Source organism: Halomonas cupida (assembly GCF_900142755.1).
Taxonomy (GTDB): domain Bacteria; phylum Pseudomonadota; class Gammaproteobacteria; order Pseudomonadales; family Halomonadaceae; genus Halomonas; species Halomonas cupida.
The window spans coordinates 37491-50301 of record NZ_FRCA01000009.1 but is presented as its reverse complement, the minus strand read 5'-3'; the positions used below and the strand labels follow the sequence as shown (position 1 = coordinate 50301).

General features: G+C 62.0%; 11 protein-coding genes. 10 read left to right on the top strand and 1 reads right to left on the bottom strand.

The features are described 5' to 3' along the window. Positions 1-205: 205 nt before the first annotated feature. From BUE38_RS15555 to BUE38_RS15535, 5 genes are all read left to right on the top strand, one after another. Positions 206-1114, top strand: a complete 909-nt coding sequence (locus BUE38_RS15555) for a beta-keto acid cleavage family enzyme (RefSeq protein WP_073436165.1) — start codon at positions 206-208, stop codon at positions 1112-1114. After that, positions 1111-2064 (top strand): L-carnitine dehydrogenase, encoded by a 954-nt coding sequence (locus tag BUE38_RS15550; protein ID WP_073436164.1) that lies wholly within the window; start codon positions 1111-1113, stop codon positions 2062-2064. Before BUE38_RS15555 ends, BUE38_RS15550 begins: the two co-directional genes overlap by 4 nt. Further along, entirely contained in the window at positions 2064-2516 is a 453-nt protein-coding gene (locus BUE38_RS15545) for a thioesterase family protein (RefSeq protein WP_073436163.1), read from the top strand. The genes BUE38_RS15550 and BUE38_RS15545 overlap by 1 nt, the downstream gene beginning before the upstream one ends. Positions 2517-2804: 288 nt before the next feature. After that, on the top strand, positions 2805-4580 hold the full coding sequence (locus BUE38_RS15540) for a BCCT family transporter (protein ID WP_234987063.1): 1776 nt from the start codon (positions 2805-2807) through the stop codon (positions 4578-4580). Positions 4581-4847: 267 nt separating this feature from the next. Then, positions 4848-6155: a TauD/TfdA family dioxygenase gene (locus BUE38_RS15535; protein ID WP_073436327.1), complete on the top strand. Its 1308-nt coding sequence runs from the start codon at positions 4848-4850 to the stop codon at positions 6153-6155. On the opposite strand, the gene BUE38_RS15530 is transcribed toward BUE38_RS15535, so the two are convergent. Continuing rightward, the gene (locus BUE38_RS15530) at positions 6118-7164 is read right to left on the bottom strand and encodes a GlxA family transcriptional regulator (protein WP_073436162.1); all 1047 of its coding nucleotides are present in this window, start codon (positions 7162-7164) and stop codon (positions 6118-6120) included. The two genes, BUE38_RS15535 and BUE38_RS15530, sit on opposite strands and share 38 nt — an antisense overlap. A gap of 232 nt (positions 7165-7396) precedes the next feature. Between BUE38_RS15530 and tmpA the strand changes: the two genes are divergently transcribed. Genes tmpA through BUE38_RS15505 form a run of 5 tightly spaced genes read left to right on the top strand, consistent with a single transcriptional unit; the run spans position 7397 to position 12810 of the window. Further along, the gene (gene tmpA, locus BUE38_RS15525; RefSeq protein ID WP_073436161.1) at positions 7397-8557 is read left to right on the top strand and encodes a 2-trimethylaminoethylphosphonate dioxygenase; all 1161 of its coding nucleotides are present in this window, start codon (positions 7397-7399) and stop codon (positions 8555-8557) included. Next, on the top strand, positions 8554-9186 hold the full coding sequence (locus tag BUE38_RS15520) for an HD domain-containing protein (protein ID WP_073436160.1): 633 nt from the start codon (positions 8554-8556) through the stop codon (positions 9184-9186). The genes tmpA and BUE38_RS15520 overlap by 4 nt, the downstream gene beginning before the upstream one ends. Then, positions 9183-10820 (top strand): 5-guanidino-2-oxopentanoate decarboxylase, encoded by a 1638-nt coding sequence (locus BUE38_RS15515; protein ID WP_073436159.1) that lies wholly within the window; start codon positions 9183-9185, stop codon positions 10818-10820. Before BUE38_RS15520 ends, BUE38_RS15515 begins: the two co-directional genes overlap by 4 nt. Beyond that, positions 10817-12007, top strand: coding sequence for a pyridoxal phosphate-dependent aminotransferase (locus tag BUE38_RS15510; protein ID WP_073436158.1), 1191 nt, complete (start codon positions 10817-10819; stop codon positions 12005-12007). The genes BUE38_RS15515 and BUE38_RS15510 overlap by 4 nt, the downstream gene beginning before the upstream one ends. Continuing rightward, positions 12004-12810: an amino acid ABC transporter ATP-binding protein gene (locus BUE38_RS15505; protein WP_073436157.1), complete on the top strand. Its 807-nt coding sequence runs from the start codon at positions 12004-12006 to the stop codon at positions 12808-12810. Before BUE38_RS15510 ends, BUE38_RS15505 begins: the two co-directional genes overlap by 4 nt. Position 12811: the final 1 nt, after the last annotated feature.

Genomic DNA, 12811 nt, shown 5'->3' with positions numbered 1-12811 from the left:
CGGGGTTCGGGGTTCGGGGTTCGGGGTTCGGGGTTCGGGGTTCAAACTCGAGCGTAGCGTGCTCGTAGCTCGTTACTCGGGGCTGGGATACTCGTAGCTCGCTGCTCGCCTCTTCTGTCTCGAATTGCAAACCGCCTGTCGGTTTACGCAAACTTGTCTCCGCCAATCTTCGCGACACTGCATTCATAGCGTCCAAGGAGTCCTTATGAATCGCAATGTCATCCTGACCTGTGCCGTGACTGGCGCGGGCGATACCACCGCCAAGCATTCCGGTGTCCCGGTTACCCCCAAGCAGATTGCCGATGCCTGTATCGAAGCCGCAAAGGCCGGTGCCAGTGTCGCTCACATTCATGTGCGTGATCCCGAGACAGGTGGTATCAGTCACGACCTCAACCATTTCCGTGAAGTGATGCAGCGGGTCCGTGAAGCCGGTACCGATATCGTCATGAATATCACTGCAGGCGGTGGCGGCGACTGGATTCCTTCACTCGAGGACCCGACCCGTGGTGGCCCCGGTACCGATATCCAGACACCTGCCGAACGCCACGCTCCGGTGGCAGAGCTGCTACCGGAGCTGTGCACTCTGGATTGCGGCAGCCTGAACTTCGGTGACATGGTCTATGTCAATCCGGCGGACTGGTTGCGTGAGCATGCTCGCCTGGTCCAGGCCGCTGGCGTCAAGCCGGAACTGGAATGCTTCGATCTCGGCCATGTATGGTTCGCCCGCCAGCTCCAGCAGGAAGGGCTGATCGACGGCGATCCTCTGTACCAATTGTGCCTCGGCATTCCCTGGGGCGCCGAAGCAGATACCGAAACCATGGTCGCCATGCGCAACAAGCTGCCGACCAACGCCAATTGGGCAGCCTTCGGCATCGGCCGTATGCAGATGCCGATGGTCGCACAGGCAGTGCTGCTCGGTGGCCATGCCCGCGTTGGCCTCGAAGACAACCTTTATCTGGACCGTGGCGTTCTGGCCAGCAACGGCCAACTGGTCGAACGCGCGGCGAACATCGTCGAAAACCTCGGCGCTCGGGTGATGACACCGGCAGAGACTCGTGAGCAGCTGAAACTGCGTGACCCCGTGACCAACGCTGTTGCAGGAGACCTCGCATGACACAACTGACGGTTATCGGCACAGGCGTGATCGGCAACGGCTGGATCGCCCGTGGCCTGGCCAATGGCTGGGACGTGGTCGCCTTCGACCCGGCAGCGGATGCCGAACAACGCTCCCGCGCCTTCGTTGACAATGCCTGGCCGGCGCTCGAACAGCTCGGGCTTGCCGACGGCGCCAGCCGTGAACGGTTGCGTTTCGTTGCCGATATGGACGAGGCCGTCAAGGGCGCCGACCTGATTCAGGAAAACGTTCCCGAGCGACTCGAACTCAAGCAGGAAATCCTCGCTCAACTGGATGCCCTCGCTGCTGCCGATGTGGTGATCGGCTCTTCGACTTCGGGCTTCAAGCCCAGCGACCTGCAGCGTGACTGCCACAAGGCGGCCGGACGCGTGATCGTCGCCCATCCCTTCAATCCGGTCTATCTGCTGCCGCTGGTTGAACTCGTCGGTGGTGAAGCAACCACCAGCGAGCACATGGAACGGGCCCAGCAGTATTATCGCGACCTCGACATGCGCCCGTTGGTGGTGCGCCGGGAGATCGAAGGGCATATCGCCGATCGTCTGATGGAAGCGCTGTGGCGAGAGGCGCTGCACCTTGTCAATGACGGTGTTGCCACCACCGAGGAGATCGACGCAGCCGTGATCTACGGTTGCGGTCTGCGCTGGTCGCTGATGGGCACCTTCCTGACCTTCCATCTCGCCGGCGGCGAACAGGGTATGCGGCACATGCTGGAGCAGTTCGGTCCAGCCCTGAAACTGCCATGGACCAAACTCGAGGCCCCGGAACTGACCGACCAGCTCATTGACCGGGTCGTCGAAGGCTGTGAATACCAGGCCGCAGGTCGCCCGGTCGCCGAACTCGATCGTCGCCGTGACGATTTCCTGGTGGAGCTGCTGGGTCTGACCAGGAAGTACTGGCCGGAAGCCGAAGGCCTCGAAGGACGGATCTGATGGCACTGATGCAGACATTGGTCGCGCCCGAATGGGTGGACTACAACGGTCATATGAACGATGCCGAGTACGCACGCGTCTTCTCGCTGGCGGTCGAGGCTCTGATGGATCACATCGGCCTGGATGCTGCAGGTCGCGAGCACCACGGGTACACCATCTACACCCTGGAAACCCACCTGTGCTACCGCCGCGAGGCCCACGAGGGGCAACCGCTGGACATCGAGTTTCACCTGATCGACAGCGATGCCAAACGTCTACATGTGCTGTTCGAGATGCGCGATGCCGAAGGCCAGGTGCTGGCCACCAGCGAGCAGATGTTGATGGGCATCGATGTGGCCAGCGGCCGGCCGACGCCCTTCCCGGCCGACATTGCAGGAGCAGTGGGTGAACTGCCTCCCGCAACGGCCGACATCATCGAAAGCGCAGGAAGACGGATCGGAATAAGACGCTGACACCGCAAACAACGACGCGAGCCTGACCCGGGAGAACAACTCAAGCGCTCATGCCAGCGCACCAGAACTGCGCCACAGCTGTCCTGTAACCACAACCACAACAAGGACATCGCCATGCACTGCAGTCCCATGACGTCCATACGTCTGTCGCTTCTACCATCACGGTCGATGCCGTGAGGTTCACTGCCGCAGAATCTTCTCGCCACCAGTGCTGTCACGCGCTGGTGGCGCTTGCTGTGTTGCGAAACGCGCAATGCGCCCGTCGGCAAGAGTTGCGGCTGTGTAGTCTTGAGAGATTCATCCACCCTCGACTTCGACAAGGCCGAGGGCCTGTTTCTGGCGACCACCAGGTCGTCACGGGATCGCCGGCCCGATGCCCGGTTCCAGAGGAGAACGACTATCGCTACTTCACACGACCCACAGCGCCCCTCACCCAATGCCGATCCCGCCTTTCCTCGATCGCCATTGGCTACCAAGGGTCTGTTCGCCAACATGCATCGGGGCATGACCATCACCGCCGCACTGTTGGTACTGGCCTTTGTTGTCGCCACCGGCGCCAGCCCCGAGCTATCCAGCAGCGTATTCAGCACCGCGCGCAACTGGATCGAGAACACCTTCGGCGGCTACTACCTGATTACCGTGGTGGTACTGATTGCCGTCTGCTTCTTCATCGTGCTTTCTCCGTTCGGCAAACTGCGCCTGGGAAAGGACGACGAGAAGCCTGAATTCACGCGTTTTGCCTGGTTCTCGATGTTGTTCTCGGCAGGTATCGGTATCGGGATCCTGTTCTTCGGCGTCGCTGAGCCAACCTTCTATTTCGACAATAGTGGCTCCTTCGGCTATCCCAACAATCCCCATGCCGACATGGCAGGCCATGCCGAGATGACTCAAGCTCGTGCCGTTGATGCCCTGCGGGTCACCTTCTTCCACTGGGGACTGCACGGTTGGGCGGTGTATGTCGTCGTCGGCATGGCATTGGCCTACTTTGCCTACCGCAAGGGCCTCCCCCTGGCGCTACGCTCAGCGCTCTATCCCTTCATCGGGAATCGCATCTACGGCCCTATCGGGCATATCGTCGACATCCTCGGCGTTCTCGGCTGCGTGTTCGGCGTGGCAACGTCTCTGGGTCTCGGCGTCAGCCAGATGGCCGTCGGCCTGCAACGTCTGATCGGCACGGGTGCGGGGTTGGATACCCAGTTGACCTTGATCGCCATCATTACCGTGATTTCCATTCTTTCCGCCGTATCCGGTGTCAGCCGTGGCATCAAGATCATCTCCGAGCTGAATATCTGGGTATCGGTCCTGGTCATCGGCGCCTTCGTCATCGGTGGGCCAACCCTGTGGCTGGTAATGACCTTCGGCGAGACCATGCTCGACTACATTGTCGAGTTCATCCCCATGGGGCTGTGGTATCCGGAGGAACAGAGCGAAGCCGACTGGCTACAGGCCTGGACCATCTTCTACTGGGGCTGGTGGCTGGCATGGGCACCGTTCATCGGCCTGTTCATTGCACGCATCTCCCGCGGCAGAACTCTGCGTGAGTTTGTGCTTGGCGTGCTGTTGGTGCCGACTTTCATCATCTTCGTCTGGCTGGCCATCTTCGGTGGTACCGCCCTGCACCAGGAACTGACTGCTGCCGGCGGAACAGGATCCGCCGGGATCATCGAACTGGTCAATGCCTGGAATCTGCCGGCCGCGCTCTTTGCCACCTCGGACGGCGTTGCTGGAACCGGCGTGCTGGGCTGGGTCCTGTCGGCGATGATGGTGTTCCTGCTGATGAGCTGGTTCGTCACCAGTGCCGACTCCAGCACCCTCGTGCTGACCACCATCCTGTCTCTGGGTAACCCCGAGCCGCCTCAGCGATTCCGCATCTTCTGGGGGCTGGTCATCGGTATGGTGGCAGCTGTACTGTTGGTGGCTGGTGGACTCAAGGCGTTACAGACGGCATTGATCGCCGCTGCATTACCCTTGAGTGTGGTCATCCTGATCATGACCGCGGGGGTACTGGTTGCCCTGTTCAAGGAGGGCTGGCGCAGAACTTCGCGCACTCGTCAGTCTTCCTGACAAGCACCAGCCAGTAACGCCAGGCCGCAAGCCTCGAGGACTGCTGAATACTCCGAGGCTTGCGGCGCCCTCACCCTCCATTTCCCCTCGTTATCCCTGTTTCCTCTACCGCTTTCCGCGATGGTCCAACGCCGTTCCAATCACAGGATGTCTGCAGCAGATGAATGTTGCTGCAACTGGGCAGCGACCGACCGGAACAGAATGTCGAATTGTGCACACTGCATGTCGAATCATGCACATTAACCAGCGCCATCCCAGGCCATGCTGATGATATGTGACTCACCCCATTCATCTGCCGAGGAGCTCGCTACTGTGCATCCCTCACTGCCGGCCACACCTGACTATGATGCCTGGCCCGTTGACCACCAGTTGGTCGATGTCAGTCACGACGCCCGTGTCATCACTCTGCATTGGGACGATGGCCGCACCAGCCGCTACCACAGCATCTGGTTGCGTGAGAACGCCGCCGACGACACCACCATCAACCCAGCGACCCGTGAACGTATTCTCGACCTTTCCAGCCTGGTGGCCTGGCCGGAAATCGCCTCGGCTTACCTCGATAAGGCCGGTGCCCTCGCCGTGACAATGCTCCCGGAAGGAATTGAACTGCGCTTTCACCCCGGCTGGCTTCGTTACCACGATTACGACAACACCGAGGATGATCGCCAACCTCTGGTACCGGTCACCACCTGGCGTGGCGGTAGCGATCAGTCCCCCGTCACCCTCGACGCCAGCGGACTGCTCGATAGCGCGGCGGACAGTATCGATGAGGCTGCCGTTCTTGAGCCCGCGCTGCAGGCCATTCTCGGCCGTGGTCTGGTGCGCCTGCGCAACCTGCCTACCGAACCGGGGACCCTGGCCCGTATCGCCGAGCGCATCGGTCCGATTCGCAGCACCAACTTCGGCACCCTGTTCGACGTTCGAGCCAAGCCCGATCCCGACTCCAACGCCTACACCTCCATTGCCCTGCCACCCCATGTGGATCTGCCGACCCGCGAGTATCACCCCGGCCTGCAGTTCCTGCATTGCCTGGAAAACAGCGTCAGCGGTGGGCAGGCGGTAATGATGGATGGCTTTGCCGTTGCCGAGGCGCTACGCGAGGAAGATCCGGTCGCCTTTGCGACGCTGACCCGTGTGCAGTGGCGCTTTGCCAACACCTCACGCAATAGCGACTACGTCTGGCATTCCCCGATGATCGTGCTCGACGATCGGGGTCAGTTGGATGAGGTCCGCATCGCCGACTTCCTGCGTGGCCCGCTGATGACGCACTTCAATGAGGTAGATGAGGCCTACCGTGCGCTGATGGCATTGCAGGAGCGACTGCGCCAGCCGCGCTTCGCGCTGCGTTTCAGCTACGCGCCGGGCGACCTGGTGATCTTCGACAACCGCCGCCTGCTCCACGCCCGCGATGCCTTTGCCGGTGATACCGGTCATCGCTGGTTGCAGGGTTGCTACCTGGAACGTGACGAGATCCGCTCACGCTTCCGCATCCTCCAGCGTCGCCAGCGGGAACGCCAGGTCGCCGACAGCTCAACGACTACCAGCCAGGTGACGACTGCCCCCGCCGCGCCGTAACGCTGGGTGGCTCACCGAAGCGCTGCCGGTAGGCACGCGAGAAGGTGGCAAGATGACCGAAGCCGGCTGCCATGGCCGCTTCGGTCACGCTGACATGGCTATCAGCAAGGATGCGTTGTGCCAGATCGAGACGCATCCCCAGATAGGTCTGCCGGGGCGTCTCCCTGAACCAGGTCTGGAAGTGACGCGTCAACTGACGCTGCGACTGACCCGCCAGGCGACACAACTCCGGGATGCTGAGGGGTTGGGCGAGGTTGGCCTCCATTACCGCCAGTGCCCGGACCACGGCACGGGGCAGCCTGGAATCGGTCGGCAACTGCCTTCCCGAAGGCTCATCAATGGACCGATGATGGACAATCTGGCGGCCCACCATCTCGGCCAGCGAAGGTCCATAACGCTGCTCGATCCACATCAGCATCATATCAATGCTGGCCGCGCCACCGGCACCCGTCAGCCGGTCGCCATGCCACTCGAAACGCGCCGTACTGATCTTGATCGACGGAAACTCCTGACGAAAGGCGGGTACGCTTTCCCAATGCATGGCGACCCGCGAGCCGTCGAGTACCCCGGCACGGGCAAGGATAAAGGGAGCCGTATCCAGACCGCCCAACCAGGCACCATGGGCCGCCAGGCGACGCAGTACCGCACGATCCTCCGCGGTCACGGTGGCCTCTGCTTCCCAGGAAGATACCACCATCAGGCGGGTCACCGAGTTCCTGTGCCAGGTCTGTCCCGGCGGCTCCGTTCCCAGCTCACCAATGGCGCCGCTGACATCGATACGAACGCCATTGCTGGCGATCACCGGCTGGCCATCCGCAGACAACAGGCGCCAGGCAAACAGCTTGCGGCCAAAGCGATTGGCCACACGCAACGGCTCCAGCAGGCAGAACAGCGTCAACATCGAGAACTTCGGCACCAGCCAGACATTGAGTGTCGTCTCTGCGTCCTCCGGCGACAGCAGTGGTGGAGAATCCGGTCTGGGGTAGGGATAGGCACTGTCCTCGGTCATGCGACGAATCTCGACAAGGTTATGGCGAATTTCGTCAAATAATAGACCATAAGCGGGAGTAAGGTAAAAGAGTCAACGCAGGTATCACATCAATCAAAACAGCCCTGTACTGACGAGTTCCAACCGGCACTGGACCGTGCCGCAGCATTATCCTGCCCGGTGATGCCAAAGCGCTCACTGAAGGCACCATCACTTGTTCAACAATAGCGCCAACCGCGGAGAGCAATGCCAGATGAGCTCCCATGCCTCACCATGCCTGACCGACGCCGGCCGCCAGCTATCACTGCCCGGCCCCAGCGGCCCACTGCTGTTCGACGCATTATGGCTGCGCGAGCGGGCACCCGATGCCGACACCCTCGACCCTGCTACTGGCCAGCGACTGATCGAAGCCGCCGAACTGCCCCTGGACCTCAGCATCACGCGCCTGGATAGCCAGGAGGATTTGCTGACCCTGGAGTTCAGCGATGGACACCTGGCAAGGTTTCCGATGGATGATCTCTGTCAGGCCGAGCGCCCGACCTCCGAGCTGTGCATCACCCTGTGGGATGCACAACTGGACACACTTCCCCGCGCCGACTTCACCTCAGCGGTGGACGACGACCAGGCACTACTGGCGATGCTCGAGGCCATCCATCAATACGGTTTCGTGCGCGTGGATGGTGTACCTTGCGAGGCCGATGGCATGCAGACGCTGATCGACCGTATCGGTCCCCTGCGCCACACCAACTGGGGCGGTATAGCCGATGTGCGCTCAGTGGCCAATGCCTACGACCTGACCATGACCCAGCGCGGTCTCGAGCCCCATACCGATAACCCCTACCGTGATCCCATTCCCGGTTATATCTGGCTGCACTGCCTGACCAACGCTGCCGAAGGTGGAGACAGCACCCTGGTCGACGGCTTCGAAGCGGCTCGGCGACTACGCGAACAGCAACCCCAGGCCTTTGACTGCCTGACACGGGTGCGCCCCGATTTTCGCTACCAGGACGACAGTACTCGGCTGGCCAGCGAAGGGCCGCTGATCGAGACCGACGGCGCCGACACGGTGAGGCGCGTGCGCTACTCCAACCGCACCGAAAGGGTCGCCCTGCTGCCCAGCGACCAGCTGCGCGAATACTATGCGGCCCGCCAGGCCTTCTATCGCCTGATCTCAAGCGACGAGCTGACCCTCAAGCTCAAGCTGGATCCCGGCCAGATGCTGATCATGGACAACTATCGCCTGTTGCACGGCCGAACCGCCTTTCAACTGGCCGGTGGTGTTCGTCACCTGCGTCAGGGCTATGTGGATCGCGACAGTACCCAGAGTCGACATCACTGGTTGCGCGAGCACCTCGCTCCGACATCCCGAAGCTCGGAGCTCCATCGACCGACCCATAAGAGGGAGACCCGATGAGCAAACCGACTGCATCTCTCGACCAGGCACAGTTTCGCCGCTTCGATGAAAGCCGCCACAACGACTGGGTCATTATCGATCGCCACTTTCATCACTATCAGGCCGATGCCTGTCGCCGTGTACTGGTTCACCTCGAGCGCCTGCGCGGGGATCATCACGGCTATCCGGTCGATCGCTATGAGCACAGCCTGCAGACCGCCACACGCGCAATGCGTGCCGATGCCGACGAGGAAACCGTGGTCTGTGCGCTGCTGCATGACATCGGCGATGACCTGGCCCCGGCCAACCATGCCGAGATTGCCGCGGCAATCCTCGAGCCCTTCGTCGATCCTCTCAATGCCTGGATGATTCGCCATCACGAGCTCTTCCAGGGCTATCACTATCGGCAGTTCTACGGTCAGGACCGCCATGCACGTGACGCCTGGTGCGATCACCCCGCCTATCAGCGCACCGTGCGATTCTGCGACGAGTGGGACCAGACCAGCTTCGACCCGGACTACGACACCCTGCCCCTGGCAACCTTCATTCCCATGGTCGAGCGTGTGTTGAGCCGTGCCCCCTTCGGCGGACTGCCCAGTGTCGAGGACACCTGCCCTGCCCCATCCAACAGCGAGGAGTCCCGGGTTTGACCACCTGTGCGCAGCATCTGATTCAACTGCTCGAAGCCTATGGCGTCGACACCGCCTTCGGCATTCCCGGTGTCCATACCATCGAGCTGTACCGCGAACTGCACGACAGTTCCCTGCACCACTACACGCCGCGCCACGAACAGGGTGCCGGATTCATGGCCGATGGTTATGCTCGTGCCAGCGGCAAATCCGCGGTGTGTTTCATCATCACCGGCCCGGGCATGACCAACATTGCTACGGCCATGGGGCAGGCGCTGGCCGACTCCGTCCCCATGCTGGTGATCTCCAGCGTCAATGCTCGCCATCAGTTGGGTCTGGGCCACGGCCACCTGCATGAGATACCGAGCCAGCAACAGACCCTGGCGGGCGTCTGTCGCTTCAGCCATACCCTGCTTGATGCCGACAATCTGCCGGAAGTCATGGCTCAGGCCTTTGCCGTGTTGCGTGGCGGGCGCCCCGGCCCGGTGCATATCGAAATCCCTCTGGATGTGATGGTGGCGGAGATGCACTCATCGACGGTCCCAAGGGTGGCCCGATTCCATCCCCCCGGGCCCGCTCCGGCGGCCATTGATCAGGCTCAGCGATGGCTGAACGAAGCACATCGCCCGCTGGTACTGATTGGAGGTGGCGCCGTCGCTGCGCCGGAGGCGGTTCGCCAACTGGTCGAGCGTCTCGATGCGCCGACGCTGACGACGATCAATGCACGCGGCGTTCTCGGCCATGACCACCCGCTGGATCTTGGCGCCAACGCCAGCCTGCCACCCTGTCGCGAGTTGGCCAGAGAGGCCGATGTAGTGCTGGCACTGGGCACCGAGCTCGGTGAAACGGACTACGACCTGGTGTTCGACGATGGCTTCTCGCTCCCCGGCAAGCTGATTCGCGTCGACATCGACGCTCGGCAGCTCGCGCGCAACCAGGCTGCCGACCTCGCCATCGTCTCGGACGCGGGGCTCGCCGCCACAGCCCTGAGCGAAGTCATCACCGAGCATCAGCGCGATGGTCGACTGCGCACCCAGGCCACCCGCGAAGCCATGGCGCTGGAACGGGATGCCGATCTGGCCCAGTATGTGCCGCTGTTTGCCACTCTTGACGAGGTGCTGCCCGAGGCCATCATCGTCGGCGACTCCACTGGTCCAGTCTACGCCGGTAACATGATCGCGCGTCGCCCTGCGCCTCGGCGCTGGTTCAATGCCGCCACCGGCTTTGGCACCCTGGGCTACGCCCTGCCTGCAGCTCTTGGCGCCAGTATCGCCCGGCCGCAACTCCCCGTTGTAGCGATGGTCGGCGACGGCGGCCTGCAGTTCGTGCTGGGAGAGCTGGGCACGGCACGCGACCTGGCACGTCCCTTGGCCCTGCTGATCTGGAATAACGACGGCTACGATGAGATTCGCCGCTACATGAGTGCCGATGGGGTCGCCCATGTCGGTGTCAATCTCAAGGCACCGGATTTCGCTGCCCTGGCCGAGAGCTTTGAATGCCGGTATCTCGGTATTGGCAGTCCGGCGGAATTGGCAGATGCCCTCGAACAAGTGAAGGACAGTGACAGCGTGCTGATCATCGAAGTCGATGCCGCCCGCTGGCAGGCATCAACGGTGTCGGCGAACACGCTACCCGTGGAAAAGAGGAACACATGAAAGTATCACAACTGACGGCGAGGATAGCCGGTGAAGGCGCTGCCGCCTGGAACATTCATTACCGAGCCCTGGCGAGGCAGCAGGCTGGTGAGGACATCACCGTACTGTCGGTGGGTGACCCGGATTTCACTACGCCGACTCGGATCATGGATGCCGCCCGCGACAGTCTCTATGCCGGTAATACCCACTACGCCGATGTCCAGGGCAAGGTGGCCCTGCGTGAAGCCATCGTCAACCATTATCGCAAGTACGGCGTCACGGCCTCTCCCGACCAGTTGATCGTGCTCGCCGGTGCTCAGTGCGGTCTCTACGCGACGGCGCAGTGCCTGCTGGACCCCGGTGATGAAGTCATAGTGCCGGAGCCCAGCTACGTTACCTACGAAGCTGTCATCCAATCCACCGGTGCCCAACTGGTGAGAGTTGCGCTGCAGGCAGACCGGGGCTTCCAGCTTGATGTCGGCGATATCGCCGCCGCCATCACGCCAAACACTCGCGCTATTCTGCTCAACAGCCCGCACAACCCCACCGGTAGTTGCATCGAGCCCGACCAATGGCTCGCCATTGCCGAGTTGTGCCGAGCCCACGATCTGTGGCTGATCTCCGACGAAGTCTATTCCGATCTGGTGTTCGAGGTCAGCCATACCTGCGCGGCATCGCTGACCGGGATAGAGGACCGCACCGTGGTCATCAGCAGCCTGTCGAAGTCCCATGCCATGACCGGTTGGCGGCTGGGCTGGGTGATGGGGCCACCCGCGCTGATCAACCACCTCAGCAACCTTGCCCTGTGCATGCTGTATGGCTGCCCCGACTTCATTCAGGATGCCGGCATTGCCGCTCTGAGTGGCGACCACCGCGAGTTGGAGCAGATGCGCGATGCCTATCGCCAGCGCCGCGACGCCATCTGTGAGGCCCTGACCGGCAGCGATGCCGTATCGGCAGTCCCGCCTGCTGCCGGCATGTTCGTGATGGTCGACATCCGCCGTACCGGTCTCAGTTCCGGAGAGTTTGCCGACCGCCTGCTCGACGAACATGGCGTCTCGGTACTGTCGGGAGAGGCCTTCGGTCCCTCGGCGGCCGGTTTTGTTCGCCTCAGCCTGACCCAATCGCCCGAGTCCCTGAAGCAGGCCAGTCTGCGCCTGCGCCAGTGTGCCGAGGCATGTCTTTCCACCAACTCCGAGTGCCTATGAATTCATCGCCGACCGCTATTCCCCACTCCCAGGATACGCGTCCGACGCCAGCAGTCGAGGCGCGCCACCTCGTCAAGCACTACGACCAACTCACCGTGCTGCGTGATGTTTCCTTCACTGTCGACGAAGGTACGGTGACTACCATCATTGGCGCCAGTGGCTCCGGCAAGAGCACCCTGCTGCGCTGCATGAACCTGCTGGAACGTCCCGATCAGGGGGAGCTGGCGATTGCCGGTGAGCGTGTCTCCTTCGGCGACACCGTCGGGGACGCCAGCAGCGCTCTCAGTCGGGCCCGAATTCAGCGACTCCGCGCCAGCGCCACCATGGTCTTTCAACAGTTCAATCTCTGGCCACACCTGACAGTGCTGGGCAACGTCAGCGAGCCTCCCGTCCGCGTCAAGGGCATGGCCAGACATCAGGCCAACCAGATCGCTCTCCACTATCTGGAGCGCGTCGGCATGGCCGAGCGCGCCGACAGCTACCCGGCCTTTCTCTCCGGTGGACAACAGCAGCGCGTTGCCATCGCTCGGGCGCTGGCCATGGAGCCCAGGGTATTGCTGTTCGATGAACCTACCTCTGCGCTGGATCCGGAACGCGTCAACGAAGTACTTGGGGTGATCCGGGATCTCGCCGATGAGGGTCGCACCATGCTGATGGTGACCCACGAAATGGCGTTCGCTCGGGAGGTTTCCGATCAATTGATCTTTCTCGATGAGGGCGTCATCGGTGCTGCCGGCACGCCGAAGCAGGTCTTCGACAGCAACAACGAGCGCTGTCGACGCTTTATCGCCCCGGCGGCTTGAT